This window comes from Kitasatospora sp. NBC_01300 (assembly GCF_041435235.1).
In the GTDB taxonomy this organism is placed as follows: Bacteria; Actinomycetota; Actinomycetes; order Streptomycetales; family Streptomycetaceae; genus Kitasatospora.
On the sequence record NZ_CP108408.1, the window covers coordinates 4,332,699 to 4,359,364 of the forward strand.

At 74.5% G+C, this 26,666-nt stretch carries 21 protein-coding genes; 5 read left to right on the forward strand and 16 right to left on the reverse strand.

The genetic code is table 11. From position 1 onward, the window contains the following. Window positions 1-137 precede the first annotated feature (137 nt). Complete coding sequence (locus OG556_RS19235) at window positions 138-7,328, forward strand: amino acid adenylation domain-containing protein (RefSeq protein WP_371518144.1); 7,191 nt, start codon at window positions 138-140, stop codon at window positions 7,326-7,328. 114 nt (window positions 7,329-7,442) lie between these two features. Here the strand turns inward: OG556_RS19235 and OG556_RS19240 are convergent, their stop codons facing one another. From OG556_RS19240 to OG556_RS19300, 13 genes are all read right to left on the reverse strand, one after another. Continuing rightward, on the reverse strand, window positions 7,443-8,201 hold the full coding sequence (locus tag OG556_RS19240; RefSeq protein WP_363582478.1) for an AfsR/SARP family transcriptional regulator: 759 nt from the start codon (window positions 8,199-8,201) through the stop codon (window positions 7,443-7,445). Window positions 8,202-8,337: 136 nt separating this feature from the next. After that, entirely contained in the window at window positions 8,338-8,628 is a 291-nt protein-coding gene (locus OG556_RS19245) for a helix-turn-helix transcriptional regulator (RefSeq protein WP_371518145.1), read from the reverse strand. A 258-nt stretch (window positions 8,629-8,886) separates the two neighbouring features. Further along, window positions 8,887-11,112, reverse strand: a complete 2,226-nt coding sequence (locus tag OG556_RS19250) for an MMPL family transporter (RefSeq protein ID WP_371518147.1) — start codon at window positions 11,110-11,112, stop codon at window positions 8,887-8,889. Window positions 11,113-11,266: 154 nt separating this feature from the next. Beyond that, window positions 11,267-11,866, reverse strand: a complete 600-nt coding sequence (locus OG556_RS19255) for a 4'-phosphopantetheinyl transferase superfamily protein (protein WP_371518148.1) — start codon at window positions 11,864-11,866, stop codon at window positions 11,267-11,269. A gap of 179 nt (window positions 11,867-12,045) precedes the next feature. Beyond that, a complete protein-coding gene (locus OG556_RS19260; protein ID WP_371518150.1) occupies window positions 12,046-13,206 on the reverse strand; it encodes an acyl-CoA dehydrogenase family protein in 1,161 nt (386 codons plus the stop codon). After that, window positions 13,203-13,934 (reverse strand): hypothetical protein, encoded by a 732-nt coding sequence (locus tag OG556_RS19265; RefSeq protein ID WP_371518151.1) that lies wholly within the window; start codon window positions 13,932-13,934, stop codon window positions 13,203-13,205. The genes OG556_RS19260 and OG556_RS19265 overlap by 4 nt, the downstream gene beginning before the upstream one ends. Further along, on the reverse strand, window positions 13,931-14,830 hold the full coding sequence (locus tag OG556_RS19270) for a hypothetical protein (RefSeq protein ID WP_371518152.1): 900 nt from the start codon (window positions 14,828-14,830) through the stop codon (window positions 13,931-13,933). Before OG556_RS19270 ends, OG556_RS19265 begins: the two co-directional genes overlap by 4 nt. Window positions 14,831-14,832: 2 nt before the next feature. After that, window positions 14,833-15,105 carry an acyl carrier protein gene (locus tag OG556_RS19275; protein WP_063348736.1) on the reverse strand — a complete coding sequence of 91 codons (273 nt, stop codon included), beginning with the start codon at window positions 15,103-15,105 and terminating at the stop codon, window positions 14,833-14,835. Window positions 15,106-15,152: 47 nt separating this feature from the next. Then, window positions 15,153-16,439: a type III PLP-dependent enzyme gene (locus OG556_RS19280; RefSeq protein WP_371518153.1), complete on the reverse strand. Its 1,287-nt coding sequence runs from the start codon at window positions 16,437-16,439 to the stop codon at window positions 15,153-15,155. Window positions 16,440-16,441: 2 nt separating this feature from the next. After that, window positions 16,442-17,854 (reverse strand): ATP-grasp domain-containing protein, encoded by a 1,413-nt coding sequence (locus OG556_RS19285; RefSeq protein ID WP_371518155.1) that lies wholly within the window; start codon window positions 17,852-17,854, stop codon window positions 16,442-16,444. Between the two features lie 111 nt (window positions 17,855-17,965). Continuing rightward, the gene (locus OG556_RS19290) at window positions 17,966-18,898 is read right to left on the reverse strand and encodes a 3-oxoacyl-[acyl-carrier-protein] synthase III C-terminal domain-containing protein (protein ID WP_371518156.1); all 933 of its coding nucleotides are present in this window, start codon (window positions 18,896-18,898) and stop codon (window positions 17,966-17,968) included. A gap of 192 nt (window positions 18,899-19,090) precedes the next feature. Beyond that, window positions 19,091-19,678: a TrmH family RNA methyltransferase gene (locus OG556_RS19295; RefSeq protein WP_363370405.1), complete on the reverse strand. Its 588-nt coding sequence runs from the start codon at window positions 19,676-19,678 to the stop codon at window positions 19,091-19,093. Next, window positions 19,675-20,319 carry a class I SAM-dependent methyltransferase gene (locus OG556_RS19300; RefSeq protein WP_063348741.1) on the reverse strand — a complete coding sequence of 215 codons (645 nt, stop codon included), beginning with the start codon at window positions 20,317-20,319 and terminating at the stop codon, window positions 19,675-19,677. Before OG556_RS19300 ends, OG556_RS19295 begins: the two co-directional genes overlap by 4 nt. Before the next feature lie 251 nt (window positions 20,320-20,570). On the opposite strand from OG556_RS19300, the gene OG556_RS19305 reads away from it, so the two are divergent. Next, entirely contained in the window at window positions 20,571-20,768 is a 198-nt protein-coding gene (locus tag OG556_RS19305) for a hypothetical protein (RefSeq protein WP_371518157.1), read from the forward strand. 49 nt (window positions 20,769-20,817) lie between these two features. On the opposite strand, the gene OG556_RS19310 is transcribed toward OG556_RS19305, so the two are convergent. Both OG556_RS19310 and OG556_RS19315 read right to left on the reverse strand, forming a co-directional pair. Next, window positions 20,818-23,367 carry a lysylphosphatidylglycerol synthase domain-containing protein gene (locus OG556_RS19310; RefSeq protein ID WP_371518159.1) on the reverse strand — a complete coding sequence of 850 codons (2,550 nt, stop codon included), beginning with the start codon at window positions 23,365-23,367 and terminating at the stop codon, window positions 20,818-20,820. Between the two features lie 83 nt (window positions 23,368-23,450). Continuing rightward, entirely contained in the window at window positions 23,451-24,212 is a 762-nt protein-coding gene (locus OG556_RS19315; RefSeq protein WP_371518161.1) for an SDR family oxidoreductase, read from the reverse strand. Window positions 24,213-24,442: 230 nt separating this feature from the next. Here OG556_RS19315 and OG556_RS19320 point away from each other — a divergent pair, with 230 nt between their 5' ends. The 3 genes from OG556_RS19320 (at window position 24,443) to OG556_RS19330 (ending at window position 26,277) form a co-directional block, all read left to right on the forward strand. Continuing rightward, window positions 24,443-24,709 (forward strand): UBP-type zinc finger domain-containing protein, encoded by a 267-nt coding sequence (locus tag OG556_RS19320; RefSeq protein WP_363582452.1) that lies wholly within the window; start codon window positions 24,443-24,445, stop codon window positions 24,707-24,709. Between the two features lie 188 nt (window positions 24,710-24,897). Further along, on the forward strand, window positions 24,898-25,170 hold the full coding sequence (locus OG556_RS19325) for a hypothetical protein (protein WP_371518163.1): 273 nt from the start codon (window positions 24,898-24,900) through the stop codon (window positions 25,168-25,170). 129 nt (window positions 25,171-25,299) lie between these two features. Then, window positions 25,300-26,277, forward strand: coding sequence for a sigma-70 family RNA polymerase sigma factor (locus OG556_RS19330; protein WP_371518165.1), 978 nt, complete (start codon window positions 25,300-25,302; stop codon window positions 26,275-26,277). Here the strand turns inward: OG556_RS19330 and OG556_RS19335 are convergent. Then, window positions 26,185-26,511 (reverse strand): STAS domain-containing protein, encoded by a 327-nt coding sequence (locus OG556_RS19335; RefSeq protein WP_371518166.1) that lies wholly within the window; start codon window positions 26,509-26,511, stop codon window positions 26,185-26,187. The two genes, OG556_RS19330 and OG556_RS19335, sit on opposite strands and share 93 nt — an antisense overlap. Window positions 26,512-26,666: the final 155 nt, after the last annotated feature.

The following is a 26,666-nucleotide window of genomic DNA, read 5'->3' on the forward strand; positions in this document are numbered from 1 at the left end:
CGGGGTCCGCGACCAGGGTTTCGGGGCCGCCCGGAGGCATGCGTCAGCCGTCCGTCAGTTGCCGGTCAGTTGCTCGTCAGCGCCATCGGAAAGCGTTTGTTATTCCGCACCTGCAGGCCTTCCACGAGGAGCCCGGTTTGAATCGGCCGTCCGCCATCAGTGAAGTCCTTCCGCTCTCGCCGCTGCAACAGGGACTGCTCTTTCTCTCGGAGTACGACCGTGAGGGGACGGACGTCTACACCATTCAGCTTGTCCTCGACCTGGACGAGCTGACCGACGTCGATGCCGTCGCGCTGCGCACCGCGGCGGGCCTGCTCCTGGAGCGGCATCCCAACCTGAAGGCCTGCTTCCGGCACCGCAAGAGCGGCGAGGCGGTCCAGGTGATCCCCACGTCGGTCGAACTGCCGTGGCGCGAGGTCGCGGTGGCGGCCGGCGCGGCCGGGCCGGAGGCGGAGTTCGACCGGCTCGCCGAGGAGGACCGGCTGCGCCGCTTCGACCTCGCCCGCCCGCCGCTCCAGCGGCTCACCCTGGCCCGCGCCGAGGGCGGGCGCTGCCGGCTGGTCTGGACCGTCCACCACATCCTGGTGGACGGCTGGTCGATGGTCTCGCTGATCGGCGAACTCGCCGCGCTCGCCGAGGAGCTGAAGGCCGGCGGCACCCCCGCCAAGCAGCCGCAGGCCGGCGCGGCCCGCTACCAGGCGCACCTCGCCTGGCTCGGCGCGCAGGACAAGGAGGCCGCCCGGCAGGCCTGGACCGCCGCCCTGGCCGGGGTCGTCGACCCGACCCGGCTGGTGCCGGCCGGCCGCGACCGGGCCGCCGGTGCGGCCGCGCTGCCGCAGGCCGTCCCGCTGGAGCTGACCCCCGAGGTCTCCGCCGCGCTGACCGGCTTCGCCCGCTCGCGCGGCCTGACCGTCAACGCGGTGGTGCAGGGCTGCTGGGCGCTGCTGCTGTCCCGGCTGACCGGCCAGGACACCGTGCTGTTCGGCGCGGTCACCTCCGGCCGGCCGGCCGAGGTCCCGGACGTCGAGCGGATGGTGGGCCTGTTCGCCAACACGCTCCCGGTCCGGGTGGACGTCGACCCGGCCCGCACCCCGGCCGAGCTCTTCGCCGACGTGCAGCGGTCGCAGACCGTGCTGCTGGCGCACGAGCACCTGACCCTGGCGGAGGTCCAGCAGCTCACCGCCGTGCGCGGCGAACTCTTCGACACCGCCCTGATGTTCCAGAACTACCCGATGGGCGGCCTGCCGCTGGCCACCGGCACCGGCCCCCGGGTGACCGGCGCCGACGTCCGCTCCGCCACCCACTTCCCGGTCACCCTCACGGTCTTCCCCGGCACCCCCTTCGGCCTGGCCGTCAACCACGTGCCCGCGCTGGTCACCCGGGCCGAGGCCGAACTGGTCGGGCGGCGCTTCGCCCGGCTGTTGGCCGCCGCCGTCGCCCGGCCCGACGAGCCGTGCGGCCGGCTGGACGTCCTGGACGAGGCCGAGCGCGCCGAGATCACCGGGGCCCGCAACGCCACCGGGGCGCCGCTGTCCGGCGACTGGCTGGCCCCGCTGCTGGCCGCCCGGGCCGCCCGCACCCCGGACGCGCCCGCCGTGCGCTGCGGCGGGGAGCGCCTGACCTACCGCGAACTGCACGCCCGCGCCGACGCGCTGGCGCACGCCCTGCACGCCGCCGGGGCCGGCCCGGAGCAGGTGGTGGCGATCGCGCTGGACCGCTCCTGCGACCTGGTGGTCGCCGCCCTGGCCGTCCTCAAGTCCGGCGCGGCCTACCTGCCGCTGGACCCGGACTACCCGGCCGACCGGCTGCGCTACATGCTCGCCGACGCCGCCCCCGTGGTCACCCTCACCCACCGCCGGGTGCGCGAACTCCTCGCCGCCGAATCCGCCGAATCCGCCGAATCCGCCGAAGGCGGGATGAGCACCGGCGAGCTGTGGGTGCTGGACGGCCCGGACGCCGCGACCGGTGCGCCCGGGCAGCGCGTACCGGGCACGGCCCCGCGCGCCGACCACCCCGCGTACGTGATCTACACCTCGGGCTCCACCGGCCGCCCCAAGGGCGTCGTGGTGCCGCACCGGGCGCTGGTCAACCTGGTCGAGGACATGGTCGCCCGCTTCGAGGTGACCCCCGAGGACCGCTTCCTCGCCGTCACCACCTTCGGCTTCGACATCGCCAACCTGGAGCTGTTCGTCCCGCTCGCCGCCGGCGCCGAACTGCTGGTCGCCGACCGCGAGACGGTCCGCGACCCGGCCGCCCTGGCGGACGCCGTCACCGGCCTGGACGCCACCCTGCTGCAGGCCACCCCCAGCCTCTGGCAGTCGCTCGCCGCCGACCACGCCCCCCGGCTGGCCGGCCTGCGCGCCCTGGTCGGCGGCGAGGCGCTGCCCGAGCCGCTGGCCCGCACCCTCACCGCGCACTGCGCGTCCGTGACCAACGTGTACGGCCCGACCGAGACCACCATCTGGTCCACCGCCGCGCCGCTGACCGCCGCCGAGGCCGGGCCGCCGCCGATCGGCGGCCCGATCGCCAACACCCGGGTGTACGTCCTGGACGGCGCGCTGCGCCCCGTCCCCGACGGCACCTTCGGCGACCTCTACCTCGCCGGCACCGGCCTGGCCCGCGGCTACCTGGGCCGCCCCGGCCTGAGCGCCGAGCGCTTCGTCGCCGACCCGTACGGCCCGAGCGGCGAGCGGATGTACCGCACCGGCGACATCGTCCGCTGGGACGCCGCCGGCACCGCCCTGGAGTACGCGGGGCGCAGCGACCACCAGGTGAAGATCCGTGGCTACCGCATCGAGCTCGGCGAGATCGAGTCCGTGCTCGCGGCGCAGCCCGGAGTGACGCGGGCCGTCGTCACGGCCCGCACCGACCGGGCGGGGGACGCCCGCCTGGTCGCCTATGTCGTACCGGCAGGGATCGACCGCGACCGCTTGCGGGAGCGGGCGTCATCGGTGCTGCCCACGCACATGATCCCTGCCGTGTACGTTCCCTTGGACGACCTGCCGCTGACCCCCAACGGCAAGGTCGACCGCAAGGCCCTGCCCGCCCCGCCGGACGAGCGGGCGGGCACCGGACGCGAGCCCGCGGGGGAGCGCGAGGAACTGCTCTGCGCGGTCTTCGCGGAGGCCCTCGGGCTCGACCGGGTCGGCGCCGACGACGACTTCTTCGAACTCGGCGGCCACTCGCTGTCCGCGACCAGGGTCGCCAACCGGCTGCGTGCCGCGCTCGGCGTGGACGTCCCGGTGCGGACCCTGTTCGACGCCCGGACGGCCGAGGCGCTGGCCCGCGCCCTCGACCCGGACGCGGCGGCGGCCGCCGCCGCGGAGCCGGCCCCCCGGCGCCCCGCGCTGCGCGCCGTCCCGAACCGGCCGTCCTCGGTGCCGCTCTCGTACGCCCAGGAGCGGCTCTGGTTCCTGGACAAGATGGACGGGCCCACCGGCAACTACAACATCCCGCTGGCGGTCCGCCTCACCGGCCCGCTGGACGCCGCCGCGCTGGCCGCCGCCGTCCGCGACGTGGTGGCCCGGCACGAGAGCCTGCGCACCGTCTTCGCCGAGGCCGACGGGCTGCCCTCGCAGCTGGTGCTCTCCGCCGAGGAGGCCGAGCAGGCCGGCGCCCCGCTGGTCGTGGTGGACCTCTCCGGGGCGGCGCCGGGCGCGCTGGAGGCGGCGCTGGCCGCCGAGGCCGTCCACCCCTTCGAGCTGTCCGCCCAGGTGCCGCTGCGGGCCCGGCTGTTCACCCTCGGCCGGGACAGCCACGCGCTGGCCCTGACGGTGCACCACATCGCCGCCGACGGCTGGTCGTTCGGCCCGCTCGCCCGCGACCTCTCCGACGCCTACCGGGCCCGGCTGGACGGCGCCGGGCCGCGCTGGGAGCCGCTGCCGGTGCAGTACGCCGACCACGCGCTCTGGCAGCGCGAACTGCTCGGCTCCAAGGACGACCCGGACAGCCTGGCCGGCGCCGAACTCGCGCACTGGCGCGAGGCGCTGGCGGGCATCCCGGAGGAGCTGGACCTGCCCACCGACTTCCCCCGCCCGGCCCGGGCCGGGCACCGCGGCGCCGAGGTCGGGTGCACGGTGCCCGCCGGGACCCACGCCCGGCTCGCCGAACTCGCCCGGCGCGGTGGCGCCAGCCTGTTCATGGCCGTCCAGGCGGGCCTGGCCGCACTGCTCACCCGGCTGGGCGCGGGCACCGACATCCCGCTCGGCAGCCCGGTGGCCGGGCGCACCGACGACGCGGTCCGCGACCTGGTCGGCTTCTTCGTCAACACCGTGGTGCTGCGCACCGACACCTCGGGCGACCCGGCGTTCACCGCCCTGCTCGGGCGGGTCCGGGAGACCGACCTGACCGCCTACGGGCACGCCGAACTGCCCTTCGAGCACCTGGTGGAGGAGCTCAACCCGGTCCGCTCGATGGGCCGGCAGCCGCTCTTCCAGGTGATCCTGGCCTTCGAGGCCGCCGAATCCGGGAGCGGCGCCGACCTGCTGCCCGCGATGCCCGGCCTGCGCGCCGAGGTGCTGCCGATCGGCAGCACGACGGCCAAGTTCGACCTGTCCTTCCAGGTGCTGGAGCGGACCGGTCCGGACGGCGCCCCGGCCGGTCTGGACATCCGCCTGGAGTACCGCGAGGACCTGTTCACCGGGGCGACGGCGGCCCGCCTCGCCCGGGCCCTGGCCACCCTGCTCGACTCCGCCGCCCGCACCCCCGACGCGCCGCTCAGCGCCCTCGACCTGCTCACCGCCGAGGAGCGCCGCGTCCTGCTGGAGGAGTGGGCCGGCCCGACCGCCCCGTTCACCCCGGTCACCCTGACCGCCGTGTTCGAGGGCCTGGCGGCCGCCGACCCGGACCACCCCGCGCTGATCGGCCCGGACGGCGTGCCGGCCGGCCCGGAGACGGTGCGGCTGTCCTACGCGGCGCTCAACGAGCGGGCCAACCGGCTCGCCCACCTGCTGCTGGAGCGCGGGGTCGGGCCGGGCGACGTGGTCGCGCTGGCGATGCCGCGCTCCGCGCCGCTGGTGGTCGCGCTGCTGGCGGTGCTCAAGACCGGCGCCGCCTACCTGCCGGTCGACCCGCAGTACCCGGCCGAGCGGATCGCCTACATGCTCGACGACGCGGCGCCCGCCCAGGTGCTGACCGTCGAGGCGGCCGCCGACCGGATCCCGGGGCTGCCCGAGGGCGTCGTCCCGCTGGTCCTGGACTCCGTGCGCACCCGGTCCGACCTGGCCGGCCGGCCCGACCGCAACCCCGTCGACGCCGACCGCACCCGGCCGCTCCTCCCGCAGGACGTCGCCTACGTGATCTACACCTCGGGCTCCACCGGCCGCCCCAAGGGCGTCGCGGTGCCGCACCTGGGGGCGGCCAACCTGGCCGCCAACCACCGGGCGCGGCTGGGCGCCGGGCCGGACACCCGGGTGCTGCAGTTCGCCTCGTTCAGCTTCGACGCCACCGTCTGGGAGCTGTGCGTCTCGCTGTACTCGGGCGGCACCCTGGTGGTCGCCACCGACGAGAGCCGGATCTCCGGGGAGGTGCTGGGCGCGCTGCTCACCGAGCACCGGGTCAACCACGCCGTGCTGCCGCCCACGGTGGTCGCGGGCCTGCCCGAGGACGTGGTGCTGCCCGAGGGCCTGCACCTGCTGGCCGCCGGCGAGGCCTGCCCGCCGGCGCTGGTCGACCGCTTCGCCCCGCTGACCGAGTTCCGCAACGCCTACGGCCCGACAGAGGCCTCGGTCTGCGCCACCTGGAGCGACCCGCTGCGCCCCGGCGGCGGCCGCCCGCCGATCGGCCGCCCGCTGGACAACCACCGGCTGTACGTCCTGGACGACGCCCTCGCGCCCGCGCCGGTCGGTGTCACCGGCGAGCTGTACATCGCCGGCACCGGCCTGGCGCACGGCTACCTGCGCCGCCCGGCCACCACCGCCGAGCGCTTCGTCGCCGACCCGTACGGCCCGGCCGGCACCCGGATGTACCGCACCGGCGACCTGGCCCGCTGGCGGGCCGACGGCACGCTCGACTACGTCGGCCGGGTGGACCACCAGGTGAAGCTGCGCGGCTTCCGGATCGAGCTCGGCGAGATCGAGGCCGCGCTGGTGCGCCACCCGGTGGTCGTGCAGGCCGCGGTGCGGGTCGCGCCCTCGCCCACCGGCGTGCCCCAGCTGACCGGGTACGTGGTGCCGCTGCCCGGCGTCGCCGCCGTCGACGTGCCGGTGCTGCGCGCGTTCGTCGCCGGGTCGCTGCCCGCGCACATGGTGCCCGCGACGCTGGTGACGCTGCCCGCGCTGCCGCTGACCGCGAACGGCAAGCTCGACACCCGCGCCCTGCCGGCGCCCGGTGCCGCGCCCGCCGCCGCGCAGGCCCCGGTGCGGCTCCCGGGCACGCCGGCCGAGGAGGCCATCGCCGGGGTCTTCGGCGAGATCCTCGGCCTCGACCAGGTCGGCGCCGACGGGGACTTCTTCGACCTCGGCGGCGACAGCCTGCGCTCGGTGCAGATCGTCAGCCGGGCCGCGAAGGCCGGGCTCACGCTCTCGCTGGCCGACGTCTTCACCCACAAGACGGTGGCGGCCCTCGCCGCCGCCGCCCGGCCCGCCACCGCGCAGCGGCTCCCCGCGACGGTGCTGGAGCCGGTGCTGCCGATCCGGCCGGGCGGCACCGCCGAGCCGCTGTTCTGCGTGCACGGCGGGGTCGGCTTCGGCCTGCCGTACGCGGAGCTGGCCCCGCACCTCGACCCGGCCCGGCCGGTGTACGCGCTGCAGTCCGACGGCGTCGCCGCGCCCGAGGGGGAGTGGGAACGGCCCCAGGGCGTACGGGAGCTGGCGGCCACGTACCTGGCGAGGATCCGCCGGGTGCAGCCGCACGGCCCGTACCACCTGCTGGGCTGGTCCTTCGGCGGGCTGGTCGCGCACGAGATGGCGGTGCAGCTCCAGGCGGCGGGCGAGCGGGTGGCCTTCCTGGCGGCGCTGGACGTCTTCCCGGTGTTGCCGGGCGACCACGCCCCGACCGACGAGGAGATCCGCGAGGCCTTCCTCGCCCACCACGCCACCGGGGCGGGCATCGACGACGGGGAGCTGCGCCGGCTGATGGCGGTGATGCGCCACCACACCGACATCGCCCGGGAGTTCACCCCCGGCCGGTTCGACGGCTCGCTGCTGCTGTTCGCCGCCGCCGACGAGGTGCAGGGCGCCCCCGCCGCCGAGCTCGCCGACCGCTGGCGCGCGCACCTGACCGGCGCGCTGACGGTGCACGACGTCGCCTGCGGCCACGAGGAGATGCTCGGCCGGGAGGCGGCCGGCCGGATCGGCGCGGTGGCCGACGCCGCGCTGCGCCGGTCCTGAACGACGTGACGGCCGGGCCCGGAATCCGGGCCCGGCCGTCACGGGGCCGTCGGCGGCGCCCCAGCCGGGGAGCCGCCGGCGTGCCGGGGCGAACTGCCCTCGCCCCGACGGTACTTACAGCGAGGGGTCCTGCATCAGGATCGCCTGGTAGAGGTGGTGGAGACGACGACTCGGTTTGAGCCCCAACTCGTCGTCGAGCCACTTCCGGGTGCGGTGGAAGATGTCGACGGCCTCCGACTGCCGGCCGCACCGGTAGAGGGCGATCATCAACTGCTCGCTGAACCGCTCGCGTTCCGGGTACTGGGCGAGCAACTGCTTCAGCTCGGCCACCACCGCCCCCGCCTCGCCCGCCTGCAGCTGCGCCGAGATGAGGTCCTCCCGCGCGGTCTTGCGCTGCTCGTCCAGACGCAGCGCGACGGCCCGGCACCAGGGCCCGTCGCTCGTGTCGAGCAGGGCCGGTCCGCGCCACATCGCGAGCGACTTGCGGAGCGTGTCCATCGCTTCGTACGGCCGGTCGCTGACCAGCCCCGCGCCTTTCTCCGCCGTCCGCAGGAATCGGTACGCGTCGACCGCGTCCTCCGAGACGTTGAGCATGTAACCGTTGTCAACCGTGCGGATGAGTTCCTGGTCCGGCCCCTCCAGACCAAGTTCCGCCAACGATTTGCGCATGCGTTTGACATTGGCCTGCAAGGCGTTGCGCGCGTTCTTGAGCGGCGCTTCCCCCCACAGCTCGTCGATCAGTTCGTCGAACGCGACCACCTGACCGGCGTTGAGCGCCAGCATGGTGAGCATCACGCGATTCTTCTTCGCCCGTAGACCTACGGTGCGCTGACCGTCGCCGATCAATAGTGGGCCTAATATGGAGATGTACACCAAATTCCCCGTCCCTAGCGGTGAACTCCAGCCACAAGCCTTTCTCCTGTGACCTCGGCCCGGCCACCGTCAACAGTGGTCGACGTGTTTGGGGTGGCCTGACAAAGGGGAAAAGCCTGGGTATCATTCGCGCTGGTCAAGTATCGGACACGCCTGGGTCGTCCGGCCATGTACCTTCGTACATGAGTTGATGAACCTGCGCCACCAACCCCACCTGAAGCCGCGACTCCACTCCCAGTTTCGCGAGGATGTTGGCGACGTGCGCCTTCACCGTGCGCTCCGTGACGTGCAGTCGGGCGGCGATGCCGCGGTTGGAGTGTCCGGCACCGATCAGGTCGAAGACCTGCCGTTCCCGTCCGGACAGCGTCCCGACCCGGGTGAGCTCGTCGCGCCAGCGCGCCGAGGCGAGGCTGCCGTCACTGTGCATGGCCACCCCCCTGACCGCCCCCTGCTTCCCCGTGGTGCGTCCGGCGGCAGTTGTGCCCCCCCGTCACCGGGAAGGTCGTTCACGTGCCGACGAACGCGCATGCGATTCTACAACTCCCGTAACAAACCACCACGGGACTGTCGGCGTCAAACCCCTTGTCACAACTGGTTGTGGCCGGTGCCTGCACGAAACGCACACGAAAAGGGCCGGGGAAGGGGCTAAGCCCTTCCCCGGCCGTCGAGTTGGACGGTTCCCGTGTTACGGGAGGGTCGTGCGCGCCGCCGAGGCCGCCGCCGCCGCGGCCACGATGGCCGGCATCCGCGGGGTCCGGGTCGTGGTCTGGCGCGCGAGCCGCGAGGGCCAGAAGGTCTTCCAGCCGAGCAGGGTGACCACGGCCGGCAGGACGACGATCCGGATCACCGTCGCGTCGAGCAGCACCGCGCAGGCCATGCCCACCCCCATCTGCTTCATCTCGATGAAGTTCAGCGAGGCCAGCAGGGCGAACACGCAGACCATCACCACCGCGGCGCTGGTCACCACGCCCGCCGTGCGGGTGATGCCCTGCTCGACCGCCTCCTTCACGGAGAGCCCGCCGCGCGCCGCCTCCCGGATCCGGCTGACCACGAAGACGTGGTAGTCCATCGACAGGCCGAGCAGGATCACGAAGAGCATCAGCGGCAGCCAGGCCACCACCCGGCCGGTGGACTCGAAGTGCAGCAGGTCCTCCGCCCAGGTGTGCTGGAAGATCAGCGCGAGCAGGCCGAAGGAGGCCGCCGCGGACAGCAGGTTGAGCGCCACGGTGATCAGCGCGAGCATCACCGAGCGGAACGCGACGGTCATCACCAGGAAGGTCAGCACCAGGGCCACCCCGAGCACCCAGGGCATCTTGTGCATGACGTTCGCCCGGTAGTCGACGTCGAACGCGACGTCGCTGCCGCCGACCGCGAACTCGGCGCCCGCGACGGTGCCGAGGGTCTGCGGGGCGAGGTCCTGGCGCAGCCGGGCCAGCGAGGCGCGGGCCTGCGGCGAGCCGCTGTCGAAGTGGGTGCCGATCGCGATGGTGGCGACCGTGCCGTCGGGTGAGGTGCGGACGGTCGGCGCCGGGTTGTGCACGAAGAGGGCGTCCTGCGAGGCGCGTTCGACCAGCGCCTCCACCGCGCCGCCCAGCTCCGCCGTCCGGTCGGCCGGGACCTTCACCGCGACGGTGTGGGTGTCGGCCTGGCTCGGGAAGGAGCCGGTCAGCCGCTCGTTGGCCTGCATCGCCGGGATCGACCGGGGCAGGTCGTCGATCCCGGTGGCCTTGAGCTTCAGGCCGAGGGCGGGCAGCGCGAGGACGAGCAGCGCGCCGACCGAGAGCACCAGCGCGATCACCGGGTGGCGCAGGGCGGGCTTGAGCATGGTCGACCACAGCCGCGGCTTGACCCCGCCCTTCTGGGTGAGCCGCCACACCACCGGGACCCGCGGCGCGTCCAGGTAGCGTCCGAACCGGGACAGCATGGCCGGCAGCACGGTCAGCGAGGAGGTGATCGCGATGGCGACCACCAGCACCGCGCCGGTGGCCATCGACTCGAAGGCGATGTGCCCGGCGAGGTAGAGCGCCCCCATCGAGATCATGACGACCACGCCGGACACCAGCACCGAGTGCCCGGAGGTGGCGGCCGCGATCTCGATGGCGTCGATGTTGTTGGCGCCCAACGCCCGCTCCTCGCGCTGGCGTTTGAGGTAGAACAGCGAGTAGTCGACCCCGATGGCCATGCCCATCAGCACGATGACGTGCGTCACCGGCCCCGGGTCGGGCACCAGTTGGGAGGCCACCCCCCACAGGCCGAGACCGGCGAGCACCGAGGACAGGCCGAGGACGACCGGGACGCTCGCGGCGACGATCGCGCCGAAGACGAAGACCATCACGAGCAGCGTCACCGGCAGGCTCAGCACAGTCGCCTTGCCGAGGTCCTTGCTCAGCATCTCGTTGAGCCCGGCCTTGATCGAGCCGGCGCCGACGAGTTCCATCCGCAGCTCGGTGTGCGACGCGTGGGTCCTCGCCACGGTGTCGATGAGCGGCTGCACCCGGTCGGCGGAGGTCTCCGGGTCGCCGTCGAGGGTCACCGGGACGAGCAGGGCCGAGCCGTCCGGTGCGGGCACCGGGGCGTCGATCGAGCTGATGCCGGGGAGGGCCTTCAGGTCGCGGGTGGCGTCCGAGGCCGCGGACTGCGCCTGGACGGGGTCGAGCCGGCCGCCGTCCCACGGGGTGATGAGGACGTTCTCCACCGCGCGCTCCTGGAGGCCGCCGCTGCGGGCGATCGCGGCCGCCCGGCCGGACTGGCCGATGGCGAGGTCGGAGGTGGTGGCCTGCCGGGTGCCCGTGACGCCGCCGACCACGAGGGCCGCCACGACGAACGCCACCCAGAGCGCGATCGCCCACCAGGGGTGGACGGCGCTCCACCGAGCGGCCCTGGTGATCACGTTCCTGCCTTCCACGATCACGTTCCCCTCCTCAAAAGAAATGCCCGGATCAAGACACGGGCCTGACTTGTGAGTCCGGCCGGTGCGGTGCGGCGTTCGCCTGCATCACTGAATCTAGTGACGCTTCGACGCATGATCACGGGTACAACTTCGACGATTGGAGGGGGAGTTTCTTCTACTTGACAGCCGACCCGAGAGGGCTGCCGCCGGATTCCCCGGGCGGAATTTGATACCACATCCGCCGGGACACGTTAAAGGGCCCGTCGCCGATCAGTGCGACGGACCCCGCGTATTCCTCGGGCAGCGGCAGGTCGGTGACTCTCCACGGCCCGGGCAACGGACCGGAGCGTGCGTACACGGTGGCTTCCGGTCCGTCGTGGGCGACCGGGATCCCCATGCCCTGGGTGAGTCTGGCGCCCGAGGCCTTCACACACGCCTCCTTCCTGGTCCACAGCCGGGTGAAGGCGTCGGGCCCGCCCCGGGCGACCAGCTCCCGTTCGTCCGGGGGGAAGAAGCGACCGGCCAGCCGGGCGGTGTCCAGCTCGGCGCGGGCCAGCTCGACATCCACGCCGACCGGCCGTGATGCCAGGGCGAGCAGGGCGATCTCGCCCGAGTGGGACAGGTTGAAGTGCAGGCCCGGCGCGTCCTCGACGGCCGGCTTCCCCCACGGGCCGCGGCTGAAGCGCAGCCCGGCCGGGGGGCGGCCGAGGCGCTCGCCGAGGACGATCCGGGTGGCGGCGTGCGCGAGCACGAAGCGGCGCCGCAGCCCGGGCAACTGTCCGCTCCGGGCGCGCGCCCGCTCCTGCTCGTCGAGCAGTTCCTCCAGGTGCGGCGGGTACCCGTCCGGGGCGCCCTGGGCGGCTTCGCCGTCCGGGCGGTCCGGGTGCTCGCCACCGGTCAGCGGAATCTGCCAGATCTCGACCGTATCCCGACCGACCGGTTGTTCTGTCCCGTTCAGAACCGGCCCACCTTTCCGGTGTGCAGCCCCTGGAACAGATTCAGCTTCTGGATGTTCCGTGTCCCCTCCATGAACTCCACGCCCCGTGCGTCCCGGGCGAGTTTGTCGAGGAGCGGGTGGTCCAGCCGGGCGCCGGGCCCGAAGAAACCCAGCGCGCGCATCGTGACGTCCTCGGCGAGTTCGCAGGCGCGGGCCTTCGCCGCCGAGGAGAGGTGCCCGGCGGCCGGCTTGCGGTCCACCGCGAGGGCCGCCCGGTAGGTCAACCGGCGGGCCGCGTCGATCCGCTGGCCGAGCGACTCGAACAGCTCGCGCTCCGCGCCGCGCAGTTCCCGGCGGTTCTCGGCGACGTAGTCGTGGGCGGCCCGGGCGATACCGAGGGCGATCGCGGCCACACTCGGGCGGAGCTGGTTGAAGACCGAGACGATGCTCCACATCCCCCGCCGGGTCGGCGGCAGGTGGGCGCCGAGCACCCGTTCGGCCGGCACGTGCACCCCGTCGAGGGTGATCCGGGTCAGCTGGACGCCGCGCAGGCCGAGGGTGGGCAGCGGCTCCGCCCGGAAGCCGGGGTCGGCGGTGTCCACCAGGACGGCCAGCACACCGAGCCGCTCGGTGCCCGCGACCCGCGCGAACACGGCGCCCAGGTCGGCCCGGGCGGCGTTGCCGACGTAGCGCTTCTCGCCGTCCAGGACGTACGAGCCGTCGCCCACCGGGGTCAGCGTGGTGGTCATCTCGCCGATGGCCGAGCCGCGGTCGGGCTCGGTGAGGCCGAAGCAGGTCCAGCGGGGGCGTTCGGCGAGCCGGCCGTACACCCAGTCCTTCTGCGCCTGGCTGCCGAGCACGCCCAGCAGCACCCCGCACATCGAGGCGCCGGGCGCGCCCAGCATCATCCCGGCGTCGCCGCGCGCCAGTTCCTCGCTCACCAGGACCCGCTCCAGGGTGGCCAGGCCGTGCGCGGGGCCGGCGCCGGCCTCGGCGGACGCCCGGTCCCACTCCGGCGGCACCTGGTGGCCGGCCAGGAAGCGCACGGCGGGCAGGTCCAGGAAGCGGTGGACGGCGTCCGGGTCCCGGTCGAGGTCGAGCGCGCCCGCCCGCAGGTCTTCGGCCCACCGCCGCACGTACCGGTGCGTGGTTTCCAGCGGGCCGGGCAGGCTGATCACACTTTCCCCTTCCGGGAGTCGACGTTCTGTGCCGTGTCCCCGGCCGGCCCCGGCCAGCCGCAGTACACGTCGGCGAGGAGCTCGGAGGCGTACGCCGCCCGGCCCGGCCCCTCGGCGGTGAAACCGTACGCCCCCAGGAGCCGCAGCAGTGCGCGGTCGGCCTGGGTGATCTGGGCCTGGAGGCGGGCGAGGGCCGCGCCGTCCAGGGGGCGGGCGGGGGCCAGCGGGGAGTCGTCCGCGGAGTCGTCCGGCCCCTCGGCGAGGTCGTCGAGGACGCCCTCGATCTCCAGGTGGTCGATCAGCACGTCGGCGAGTGCGCCCTTGACCAGCTGTTGCAGTAGCAGCGAGGAACCCTCGACCTGGCGGCCCGCGAGGTAGACCAGGCAGGCCTCCCGCAGCCGCTCGGACGCGCCGAGCCGCAGCCAGGCGAGGCCGGTGCCCCAGTCGTGGGCGTCGGGGCCGGCGGGGCCCCGGGCGGCGTCGGCGGGGCTCAGGACGGCCAGGCCGGGCACCGGGTCCGGGCCCCCGTCCCCGTCCTCGTCGTCACCGAACTCGGCGTACTCGCCGAGGAGTTCGCGCGGAACCACGGCGTGCCCGCGCGGGCCGCGCGGTGCCACCCCGGGGGACAGCGCGCGGGAGAGCAGGGTCAGTGCGGGGACGAGGCCGTCGTTGCGCGCGCTCGTCCGGGCCTCCTGCCAGTGCTCGCGCACCTCGACCGGAACCGTCATCGGACCCCCAACTCCCCCGTGTCGAGCGTGCAGTAGGCCAGGAAGCCGCGTTCCCGGTCGTAGTCGGCCACCACCACCGGGCGGTCCCGGTCGGCGGCGGCGAGCAGGGCGGCCCAGCCGCCGGTGGCGGGCTGTCCGGCCGCCACCCTGGTCCACGGGCCACCGTGTGCCGGAAGTTCAGCACAGCCGTCCGACAGGCCGGAGCCGGTGACCAGCGCGGCCGAGGTGTCCCAGCCGGCGAACAGCCCCGGCTCCGGGAGGCCCTGGGCCGCGCCGCCCAGCGGCGCGTCGCCGCCGTCCCAGTGGATCAGCAGCGCGACCGCGGCGTCCGCGCGGACGGCGCTCTGCCCGGTCGCGGGCAGCGGGAACGGCTGGGTGCCCTGGTCCACGACCAGCAGCAGCAGCCGCGACCAGCCGCACCGCCGGGCGTACTCCACGGCGACCCGCAGCGCGCTGAACGGCGCCAGGACGCCCTGGTCGGACAGGGCGAAGGAGAGCGGCTCGCCCGGCAGCCGCCCCTTCACGCAGGAGGCGACCAGCTCGGCGTGGTCGAAGTCCGGTGCGGAGTAGGCGACCACCACCACCTCGGGGCACTCCTCGGCGGTCAGCGGGCCCAGCGCGTCGAGCGCGCCGTGGGCCAGCTCCACCGAGGTGCGCCGCCCCGAGGCGGCGAACTGCTCGCGGTCGAAGTCCGCGCCGTAGAGCGCCCCGAGCTCGCGGTAGAAGTCCTCCCGCGCGGCCTCCGGCCGGTACGGCGCGCCAGGCCCCGGCGGGGTGTGGGCGCCGGCCCGGACCAGCCGCGGCAGGACCGCCGCCGGGGCCTGGCCGGGCGTGCCGGGCGGGCCGTCCGCGCCGGCCGGGGCCGGACGCCGCACGGGCGCAGTCGCGCGGAACATGCTTAGGCGCTCGCTTCCGCGGCGACGAAGCCGGCCAGCGAGCCCACGGTCTCGAAGTGGGTCATGTCCAGCTCGTCGGCGTCGAACTGCACGTCGAGGATCTCCTCGATGGTGATGAGCAGTTCGAGCGCGCTGCTGGAGTCCAGACCCAGCTCGTCGAAGAGGCGGACGCCCGGGTCGGCGCCGGAGACGTCCTTGTTGAGGACCTCCGACAGGCCCTTGCGGACGGCGTCGACGTACTTCACGTCGGCCACGGTGTTGGCGGTGTCGCTCATGGTGTTCTCCTCGGGCTGGTCCCGGCCGGGGGTCGGCCGGTCGGTGGTCAGTTCTGGTCGTCGCCGGGGGCCGCGTACAGCCGCTGGCGGCCGAGCATGGCCTCGACGTCGTCGCGCTCCCGGATCAGGTGCGCCCGCCCGTCCAGGACGAGCACCTCCGCCGGGTAGCCGTGGCTGAGGAAGTGCACCGGCGAGGCCGTCGGCCCGTACGCGCCGGAGCGCTGCACCCCGATCAGCTCGCCGGCCCGCAGCGCCGGCATCGGCACCTTCTTGCCGATGACGTCGTTGGGCGTGCAGAGCGGGCCGGTGATGTGCCAGGGCTCGGTGGCCGGCTCGTCCAGCCGCTCCAGCGCGGCCATCGGGAAGTTGCGCTTCACGTACGAGCCGATGCCGACGGCCGCCATGTGGTGGTTGGTGCCGCCGTCGGTGACCGCGAAGTTCTCGCCCATCGAGGTCTTGGTGTAGCGCACCCGGGTGACGTAGGTGCCGGACGCGGCGACCAGGAAGCGGCCCAGCTCCATGATCATCCGGGTCTCCGGGTGCCGGGCGCGGAAGTCCGCGATCAGCGGGTTGAGCCCGGCGGTCAGCTCGGCGACGTCGAGGTCCTTCTCGTTGTCGAAGTAGGCGATGCCGAGGCCGCCGCCGACGTCGACCGTCTCCAGCGGGAAGCCCAGCTCGGTGGAGAGGCGCTCGGCCAGCTCCAGGATCCGCCGGGTGTTCTCGACGACGGACTCCTCGATCAGGATGCGGGTGCCCAGGTACACCTGGACGCCCATCAGCCGGATGTTGGGGTAGCGGCCGGCGAGGTCCTCGCCCTCGGCCAGCAGCAGCTCCTCGTCGGTGCCGAACTGGCGCGGCTTGCCGCCCATGGTCAGGCCCGAGCCCTTCACCGAGAAGCTCGGGTTGACCCGCAGCGCGACCCGGGCGGTGATCCCGCGCTCGCGGGCCACCTCGTCGATCAGGTCCAGCTCGCCGATCGACTCGCAGACGATCGCGTGGATGTCCTCGTCCAGGCAGGCCGCCACCTCGCCGCGGCTCTTGCCCGGGCCGAGGAAGATGATGTCGCGCGGCTCGACCCCGGCCCGGCGGGCGGTGACCAGCTCCGTCAGCGAGGACACCTCGGCGCGCGAGCCCAGGCTGTGCAGCAGCGCGCAGACGGAGATGTTGGGGTTCGCCTTGAGCGAGTAGAAGACCTCCAGCGCCGGGTGCAGCGCCTCGCGCAGCCCCTGGAAGCGGGTGGTGATCTCCTCGCCGTCGTACAGGTAGAGCGGGGTGCCGAACTCCTCGGCGAGCTCGGTGATCCCGAGGCCCTGCACCTCGAATGCGACGCTCACGGTCAGCTCCGTTCCGGGTAGGCCGCGAGGCGGCGGGTGATGTCGGTGTCGAGCGCCTCGATCTCCTCGTCGGAGGCCCCGACGAGCACGCCGTACAGCCGGCCCTCGAAGCCGTCCGCCTCGGTGTCGGCGGCGGTGCCCGCGGCGGCGTTCACCGTGGCGTAGTTGTTCACGAACAGGCCGCGCGGGCGCGGTCCCCGCTCGGTCAGCAGCAGCCCGTCCAGCACCTCGGCCAGTTCGGCGAAGGGCAGCGGGCGGGTCAGCCGCAGCGGGAAGTGCCGGGCGACGGCGACCTCCTCGGCCCCGGCCAGGCCGCCCTCGTGCACCACGTTCTGGTACGTGGACATGTTGTTGCGGGCGTTGATCTCGATGACCGGGTACAGGCCCTCGTCCGGGTCGACCATCGCGTCGACGCCGACCACGCCGTAGTAGCCGTCGGCGGCCAGCCGCTCGCCGAGCCGCAGCGCCGTCGCCTCGATCTCGGCGACCTGCCCGTCGGTCAGCCGGGCCGGGATCCGGTGGCCCTTGTGGACGCCGCCCTCGGTCAGCAGCTCCTTGACGAAGTCGAAGTGCGTGGAGCCGTCCCGACCCACCGTGAACTGGTAGTTGAGGTCGCAGCGCTTGGCGACCCACTCCTCGATCACCAGCGCGGTGCGCGGGGCCCCGCCCGCGGCCTTGGCGGCGCGCTCGGCCTGCTGGACCGCCATCCGGTGCAGCCGGCCCAGCCGGGCCTCCGAGTCCAGCACGACGATGCCCTTGCCGGACACGCCGAACGCGTCCTTCAGCACCACCTTGCGGCCTGTTGCCAGCAGTTCACCGGCCGCGGCCACCGCCTCGGCCAGCTCCTCCAGCGTCTCGCAGGCCCAGCCGCGGGCCTGGCGGATGCCCAGCTCGTCGGAGAGCCGGCGGCTGTACACCTTGCTGTTGACCCGCTTGCAGACCGCGGCGGTCGGCGCGCCCAGCCGCAGCCCGGTGCGCTCGGCCAGCTCCTCCTCGACGGTGGAGATGCCGTGCGCGGTCAGCCGGGCGCCCTCGGCGGCGACGGCGGACAGCGCGCGCAGCAGCTCGGGGTCGGCGAGGGCGTCCTCGCTGACGGTGCGCTGCGGGTCCTGGCCGGCCACCACGTGCACGGTGGGCAGCTCCAGGCCGAGGCCCTCCAGGTAGCCGCGGTAGCCCTCGTCCAGGGCGGTCTTCAGCACGACGTGGTCGTCCTTGCCGCCGAGCAGCAGCGCGAACTCGTCCATGCGGTTCACCACCGCACTGCCCGCGTGCGAGGCGACCCGGGGCAGCGCGGGCTCGCCGAGCGCCCAGTGGTTCTCCACCTCGAAGTTGCCCAGGAACACCAGCGGGGTGTCCGCGGACCCGGTCACGGCGCGCTTGAGGCGCGCGCTGAAGCCGGAGGACGGTAGATGCATGTCGACCTCGTCATTTCTCGTGTGCGCTCGGGCGCGGTGCGGCGGGTGCGCGGGTGCTGCGGTGGTGCGGGTGCGCCGGTACTGCGGGGGTGGCCGATCAGCGGGCGGCCGTCAGTGCTCCAGGACCATCGCGGCGAAGGTCGCCCCGAGTCCCACGCTGGTCATCAGGTAGCGGTCGCCGGGGCGCAGCCGCCCCAGCTCGGTGGCCTTCTGCAGGTTGATGAAGGGGTCGGCGCAGAAGCAGTGCCCGGTCTCGCCGACCAGGTCGAGGAAGACCTTGTCGAGCGGCAGCCCGAGCGCCTTGCAGACGCCGATCCACGACAGCCGGTTGACGTTGTGCGGCAGCACGAGCGCCAGCTCGTCGAGGCCGCAGCCGGCCTCCTCCAGGGCGGCGCCGATCACCTCGCACAGGCCGGGCCCGTACAGGTCCTGGAACTCCTTGGCGGCGGCGTCGCCCATGATGAACTCGTCGCCGAACTGGGTGTGGGTGCGCGTCGCGTAGCCGAGCATCCGGTCGGAGCCGGTACGGTCCGCGCTCACCAGGAAGGCGACGGTGCCCTCGCCCATGACGGTGACGTCCGGGATGGACTGCGTCCGGGTGGTGCACGCCTTCTCCCCGGCCAGGACCAGGGCGAGCGCGTCCGGATCCGGGTCGGCGGCCAGCAGGGTGCCCGCCAGGTCCAGCGCGAGCAGCCCGGAGGCGCAGGCGTGGTGCGAGACGACGAAGCCGGCGGCGTGCTCCAGGCCGAGCTCGACCTGGACCGGTCGGAGCGAGGTCATCGGGTACGGCAGCGGCGACGGCATCGTGCGGGCCTGGAGGACGTACTTGACGCGCTGTTCCTGCCCGCGCAGCTCCACCAGCTTGGTCGCGGCGCGCAGCAGCAGCTCGGTCTCGGTGGCCGCGGGGTCGCGGCACACCTCGGAGAGCCCGTAGAAGCGCTGGTAGCGCCGGAGCTGCACATCCGTCAGCTGGAGTTCCTGTTGGAAGCGCGCGATCGGGATGGTGTCGGGAAGACAGCTGGAGACTGCCGTGATCGACGTCATGCCAACTACAGTCGCCTGGAGCGCTGACGCTTAGCTGACGCTGCGCTGACCACCGCCGGCGGGGCCGGGGCGCGCTCCCCGCGGACGCCGGGGAAGCCCGGCCCGTGGACGTGGTCGGCCGCCCCGCGGCGCCGGGCGGAAACGACCGGAGGGGCGGGCCTTTCGGCCCGCCCCTCCGGATCGGATCAGGTCCTACTCGTCGTCGGCCCCGCCGAGGTCACCGAGGTCACCGAGGTCGGTGCCGTCCGGGGTGCCGCTGATCGCGTACCCCTGGCGGCGCGCCTCGTAGCAGGCCACCGTCGCGGCCGCCGACACGTTCAGCGAGCCGACCCGGCCCAGCTGCGGCACGAACACCACCTGGTCGCAGAGCGCCAGCGCGTCGGGGGTGATCCCGCGGTCCTCGTGCCCCAGCACGAAGGCCACCGCCGGGGTCAGTTCGGCGGCGAACATCGGCACCGCCTCGTCCGCCAGCTCCAGGCCGACCACCTTGAAGCCGTCCGCCTTCGCCGCCGCGACCGCCTCCGCGATCGTCGGGAAGTGCTCCACCTTCAGGTACTTGTCGGTGCCCATCGCGGCCTTCTGCGCGCCCGAGGAGCGCACCGACGGGGTCTCCCCGGCCAGGTACAGCTTCTCGGCGCCCATCGCGGCCCCGGTCCGGACCACCGAGCCGACGTTGAACGGCGACTGCAGGTTCTCCAGGATCATCGCGAGCCGGAACTCGTTGCTGCGCCGCCACGAGCGGTGCAGTCGCTTCAGTTCGGTCCCGCGCAACTGCTTCACGACGACGTTCCCCGTCCACTCTCCGTGCCCTCGCCCGGCTCCGGGCGGGGTCGTGCTTCCAGAATCCGGAACCCGTTGACCGACGCGACCCGGGTGGTCGGGTAGCCCTGCTCGTTCAGCCACTTCTGCAGCGAGTCCGAGCCCAGGTGCTTCTGCACCACCAGGAACGCCGAGCCGTCCGGGGTCAGCCGGCCGAGCCAGTGCGTGAGCAGCCGGCGCAGCGCGGCCTTGCCGATCCGGATCGGCGGGTTGGAGTAGATGGTGGCGAACCGCACGTCCTGCGGGACGTCCTCGGGCAGCGCGGCCTGGACGTTGCCCAGCCGCAGCGCCTCGGCGTTCAGCCGCACCAGTTCCAGCGCGCGCTCGTTCACGTCCACCGCCCAGACCGGCAGCCGCCTGCGCCGGCTCGCCCAGGTCAGCGCGATCGGGCCGTAGCCGCAGCCGACGTCCAGGATCGGGCCGCGCACCCGCGGCTGCGGGGCGTGCTCCAGCAGGATCCGGGTGCCCGGGTCGAGCCGGCCGCGCGAGAACACGCCGGTGTCGGTGGTCAGTTCGAGGGTGAGGTCCGGCAGGGAGACCGTGATCGGCCGGCGCTCGCTGGCGACCTCGGGTGCACCGGTGAAGTAGTGCGAGCCGGACATGATTTCCCCGTCGTTCGTAAGGGCCTCGGGGCCACCGGGTGGGTGTGGGTAAGCCCTTGGTACGGCACCGATCGTACCCCCGGTGGCCTGCGGCGCGTTCCGTGCCGGCCGGCGGCCCGGGCGCCGCGGGGCAGCCGCGGGGCCGCCACGGCGCAATCGCGCCCGGCCGCCCGGCGACGGATACTGCCAGTACCGCCCCCGCGCCCGTGGGAGCCTCCGGACAGCGCCTCCGAACAGTGAGGACGGACGCCATGCCGCAGAATCACGAGGACTACCTGATCGACGAGGCCGTCGAGACCGTCGAACCCGACGACGCGGCACCCGAGGGCGACGAGTACGACGAGGTGGCCGAACGCCGGGCCGTCGGAGCCGACCCGGCCACCGATGTCGCCGACGCCGCCGAGCAGAGCCGCGTCGTCCAGCTCGACGAGGACGAGTACCGCGAGTAGCCGCCGCCGGGCCCGGTCCGGGGCCCGGTCCGGCGCGCCGCCCGGGGCCCTACAGCGCCCGGCGGCGCTGGAGCCAGGTCATCGCCGCCCAGCCCGGCAGCACCGGCAGGATCAGCGTCAGCAGGCGGTACATCGCCACCGCCGCCAGCGCGCCGCCCTTCTCCATCGACGCGGTCTGCTGCAGCAGCGCGATCAGCGCCCCGTCCACCGCGCCGGCCCCGCCCGGGGTGGGTGCCACGTTGCCCGCCGCGTTGCCGACCAGGAACACCACCGCCACCGAGGCGAAGGACGGCTCCCGGCCGATCGCCCGGGTGCAGCAGTACAGGCAGCCGATCAGGCAGATCGACACCAGCAGCTGCCCGGTCAGCCCCACCGCCAGCCGGGCCGGGCTGCGCAGCAGGTCCAGCAGCCGCGGCAGCACCTCGGTGGTCAGCGGCCGCAGCCGCGCCGCCAGCCAGCGCCGGGCCGGCGGCACCGCCGACACCACCGCCAGCAGCGCCGCGGCCCCCGCCAGCCCGCCCACCACGGCGGGCAGCGCGTCCAGCTCCGAACCGCCCGGTTGCAGGTCCAGCAGGTAGACGAAGGCGCCCAGCTGGAGCAGGTGCAGCACCAGGCCGATCAACTGCCCCACCCCGACGCTGGACAGCGCCTGCGCGGTCGGGATCCCGGCCCGCTGCAACAGCCGGGTGTTCAGCGCGATCCCGCCGACACCGCCGGGCGACACCAGCTTCACGAACGACCCGGCCAGCTGCGCCAGCACCGCGTTGCGGAAGTCCAGCCGCTCCGGCACGAACCCGACGAACCCCATCGCCGCCGTCACGTGGCTCAGTGCCGCCGCCAGCAGCGCCAGCGCCAGCCACGTCGGATCGGCGTCGGCCACCGCCGCGATCGGGTTGTCCTCGGCCGCGAACAGCTGCGGGATCAGCAGCCACCCGGCCACCACCCCGCCCACCACCGCCAGCAGGGTCCGCGGCCGCAGCCGCTCCAACCGCACCGGCCGCACCTCCGCCTGCGGCCTGGTCCGCAGCACCTCCGCCCGGATCTCCTCCAGCAGCCCGCCCCCGCCGGCGGCGGCCTCGTCGGGCCCGGGGCCTGCCGGGCCGTCCGCGGGGGCGTCGGCGGTCGGTCGGGCGGTGTGCTTGAGGGCGTGGCGGGTGGTGCGGGCGAGCGCGATGGGCTGGAGGAGGGGGAGGGCGGCCTCGACGGTGTCGGCGCCGAGGACGGTGACGGCGGTGTGGACGGAGCGGGCCGCGCCGGCCCGCAGGGCGAGGGTGGTGAGCAGCTGGGCGATGTCGCAGCGCAGCACGAGTTCGCTGGCCGCGATGTCGCCGTCGGCGAAGTCGACCAGGTGCACCGCGCCGGTCGCGTCCACCAGCAGGGAGGACGGGACGAGCGCCCGGTGGGCGATCTCCCGGCGCTGGAGGCGGGCGAGCTGCCGCCAGGCGTCGGCCAGCAGGTCGTCGGTGATCTCCTCGTCGGGGAGCCGGTCGAGGGTGCGTCCGGGGAGGTGTTCGTAGGCGATGAGGGCGGTGTCCTGGCCGAGGCCGGCGGTGGCGGCGATGCGGCGGGTGCGGACGCCGGCGGCGAGGGCCGCGTAGGTGACGAGCGCCTCGTGTTCGAGGCCGGCGCGGGGGGAGCGCAGGGCCCGGGGGTGGGGGGCGGTGCGCAGCCGCAGGCGGCGCCAGGCGCGCTGGACGGCGGCGGCGGTGACGGCCTGCCGGTCGAGGAGCTGGACGTCGAGGTCGGGCCGGTCGTCGGCTTGGCGGACCAGGTAGCGGTCGGGCCCGGCGGGGTGGGCCTCGGCCGGGCGCAGGCCGCTCTCGCGCAGGGCCCGGAGGATCTCGCCGGGCCTGGGCAGCGGGTCGGGGGTGCCGACGGCGTAGAGGGTGCCGTGGGCGCCGGTCCAGCCGATGAGCAGGCCGAGCAGCAGGGCGGTGGGGGTGGCGTACCCGCCGGCGAGTCCGGCGAGGCCGGAGAGGGCGAGGACGGCCCAGGGGGCCCGGTGTTCGCGGTTGCCGGAGGCGGTCATGAAGGCGAGGACGGGCGCGAGGTAGCCGTAGACGGGCTCGGTGTGGCCGAGGGCGCCGCCCGGCAGGGCCTGGGTGAGGGCGGCGAGCAGGGAGACGGGGGCGACGCCGTCGGCCCACAGGTCGAGGAGCAGGGTGGCGCCGTAGGCGAGGACGGCGGCGAGCAGGCCGTCGGAGACCTGCTGGAGGGCGCGTCGCCGGTCGGGGCCGAGGAGGCGGCGGGCGGCGAGGACGACGGGCACCAGCAGCACGGCGGCGGTGGTGAGGCCGCCGGCGAGGCCGGCGAGCGGCCGGGGCACCAGTTCGGCGGCCTCGGCGACGTCGGCGGCGATGCCGCCGGTGGTGGCCCGGGCGTAGTCGGCGAGCAGCAGGGTGAGGGCGATGGCGATCAGCCCTGTGAGCAGCCGGATCAGGGCGACGGGCTGCCGGATCCGGCCGGGTTCGGACACCGCCCGGGCCGGGCCCCGGCGGGCTCCGGCGCTCGTCGGTATGCCGGTGTCCGCCGGTGCGGGCGTGCCGGCGGTGTCGCCACCGCCGGTGTCGCCGTTCGTTCTCCCCGTCACGATCGCCACGGGTGGCATGCTCCCATGCCTCCCCTGATGGTGGAGCCGGAGCCCGGAAGCCGGCCCGGATCGGGGGAGTCCGGGGGCAGGCCCTACGCCTGCCGGGTCGGCACGACGACCGCGTGGCTCAGGTTGACGTGCCGGGGGCGGCTGACGGTGTAGGCGATCAGGTCGGCGAGGTCGTCCGCGGTGAGTGCGGGGATGGCCGCGAACATGCCGCCGAGCTGTTCGCGCAGGGCGGGGTTGTCGATGTGGCCGCCGAGCTCGGTGTCGGTCAGGCCGGGCTCGATGGAGCTGACCCGGACGTCGCGGGGGCTGAGTTCGGAGCGCAGGGCGGCGGACAGCTGGGTGAGCGCGGCCTTGGTGGCGCCGTACACGGCGTAGTTGGGGAAGACGACGCGCGAGGCGATGGAGGAGACGTTGACCAGGTCGGCGGCCCGGCCGTCGGCGGCGGCCGCGGTGAGGTCGTCGGCGAAGGCGTGGATGATCCGCAGGGCGCCGGTGAGGTTGGTGTCGACCATGCGGGTCCACTCGTCGGTCCGGCCGTCGGCGAGGGGGTTGGCCAGCATCACGCCGGCGCTGTTGACCACCAGGTCGACCCGGCCGTAGGCGTCGTGGACGGCCTTGGCGGCGGCGTCGACGGAGGCCTGGTCGGTGATGTCGGTGGTGACGGCGAGGGCCTGGCCGCCGGCGGCGGTGAGCTCGGCCGCGAGGGTGTCGAGGCGGTCGGTGCGGCGGGCGAGCAGGGCGACCCGGGCGCCGTGGGCGGCGAGCAGGCGGGCGGTGGCCGCTCCCATGCCGCTGGCGGCTCCGGTGACGACGGCGGTGCGGGCGGCGAGGGCGGGGTAGCTCATCGGTGGCTCCTGGGCCTGGGAGGGTGGTGGGGCTGACGACGACAACTGTGTGCGGGCGGCGGAGGTTCGCCCAGGGCCGTGTGCGTCCCGGGTGCGGCCCTCCCCGGGTCCGGTCTTCCCGGGATCCGCGTTCCCGGGTGCGGCAGGACCACCCTGGCGCCGGGAAGGCCGGCCGGGCGCGCGGCGTGTCTTGGGGCCGGGGCCGGCCGGGCCGTCACTACCCTGCGGGCATGAGCGCCTGCGAAGACCTCGCCGCGGCCCCCCAGGACATCGAGCCCCTCCCCCCGGCCGACGGCTGCGCCGACTGCCTGGCCCAGGGGCGCCGGGACTGGGTGCACCTGCGGATCTGCCTGGACTGCGGCCACATCGGCTGCTGCGACTTCTCGCCGCAGCGGCACGCCACCGCGCACTTCCACAACACCTCGCATCCGGTGATCCGCTCGTACGAGCGGGGCGAGGACTGGCGCTGGTGCTTCGTCCACGAGGTCATGGGCTGAGGCCCGGCGCGGGGCGCGTCCCGCGGGTCGGGCCGGTCCGGGAAAGCCCGGGAACCCAGGGGAAGCCAGGCCCGTTCCCGGTGGCATCCGGGCGGAACCCGGATAAAATCCGGACATAACGCCCGCGCGGCCCCCGGCCCCTCCGGTCGACATCCGTCCCGCCGGTGACCGCCGAAGGGAGGCCGACGATGACCAGGCGAACACCGGGCAGCACTGCCCAGCTCCGCCGGGGCACCCAGGAACTGCTGGAGCGCCGCGGCATGGCGACCGCGCCCACCCGGATGGTGCCGATGCTGCGCGCCGACGCCATGTCCTCCGCCACCGCCGGGTACGCCGCGCCCGACGCCTTCCGGCACGGCGGCCGCGACCAGGCGGCCTCGGCGGGGCACGCCGCCCCGTCGATGCACGCCGAGCTCAAGGGCCACCGGCACCGCGGCGCGGAGAAGCACTCCGCCCACTGAGCGGATCCGGGTCCGGGGGCGGGCGCCGCGTTCCGGCGCCCGCCCCCGACGCGCGCCGGGGCGGTTGTCAGTGGGCTGGAGTACCTTCGTGCCGTTCACCAGCACGGGGCGGGACGACGGGGGCGCACGATGGCCGACCTGATCACGGAGGAGCCGGTCGAGCTCCAGTTGGAGCGGTACCGGACGGAGCTGACGGGCTACTGCTACCGGATGCTCGGCTCGGTCTTCGAGGCCGAGGACGCGGTGCAGGAGACGATGGTCCGCGCCTGGCGCGGCCACCGCGGTTTCGAGGGCCGCGCCGCGCTGCGCTCCTGGCTGTACCGGATCGCCACCAACGTGTGCCTGGACGCGCTGAACGGCCGCAACAGCCGGGCCCGCCCGATGGACCTGGCCGGCCCGGTGACGGTGGCCACGGCGAGCGACACCCAGCTGCCCGAGGTGAGGTGGATCGGCCCCGCGCCGGACGGCCGGGTGCTGCCCGAGACGGGTGACCCGGCCGAGGTGGCGGCCCAGCGCGAGTCGGTGAAGCTGGCCTTCGTCGCCGTGCTGCAGCGCCTCGCGCCCCGGCAGCGGGCCGTGCTGATCCTGCGCGAGGTGCTCGGCTGGAAGGCCGCCCAGGTGGCCGAACTGCTCGGCGTCACGGTGGCCTCGGTGAACAGCGCGCTGCAGCGGGCGCGCGCGGTGCTCGCCGGGGACGGCGCGGCCGCCCGCCCGGCCCCCGCGCTGGACGACGATCACCGCGCGCTGCTGGACCGCTACGTCCGCGCCTTCGAGGCGTACGACATGGACGGCCTCGCCGCGCTGCTGCACGAGGACGTCACGCTCAACATGCCGCCGTACGCGATGTGGCTGCGGGGGCAGGGCGAGATCCGGGCCTGGATGCTCGGCCCGGGCCACGGTTGCCGCGGCTCCCGGCTGGTCCCGGTGACGGCCAACGGCGCTCCGGCCTTCGCCCAGTACCGGCCGAGCCCGGCGGGCGGGCACGAGCCGTGGGCGCTGATCGTGCTGGAGGTGTCAGCGGGCCGGATCACCGGGTTCACCAACTTCCTGGACACCGACGTGCTCTTCCCGCTGTTCGGCCTCCCGCCCCGGCTGGCCGCCGAGTAGCCGCCGGAGGTCGAGGGGGTCCACGCCCCCCGGCAGCAGGGCCGCGAGCCCGCTGAACGCGAGCAGCTCCCGCAGCGGGCCGCTCGCGTTCAGCAGCACCACGCCCACCCCGTGCCGCGCGGCGGCGAGCCGCAGCCGGGCGAGGGCGTCGACGACGGCCAGGTCGGGCGCGGTCAGCGCGCTCAGGTCGCAGGTCAGGGCGGGGGCGGGCGGGGGTTCCGGCGTGGTGTCCATGCTGCTTGGACCGGCCCGGCGGCCCCGGCTCATCGGCTCCGGCGGAACTTCTCGGAAATTCTCGAAAGAATTTCCGCATGGAGCGATGAGTTTCGATCGCGCCCTCGGTCTACTCCTGTGAAAGCGCCACAGTGGCGCCGCGATCACGAAGGACG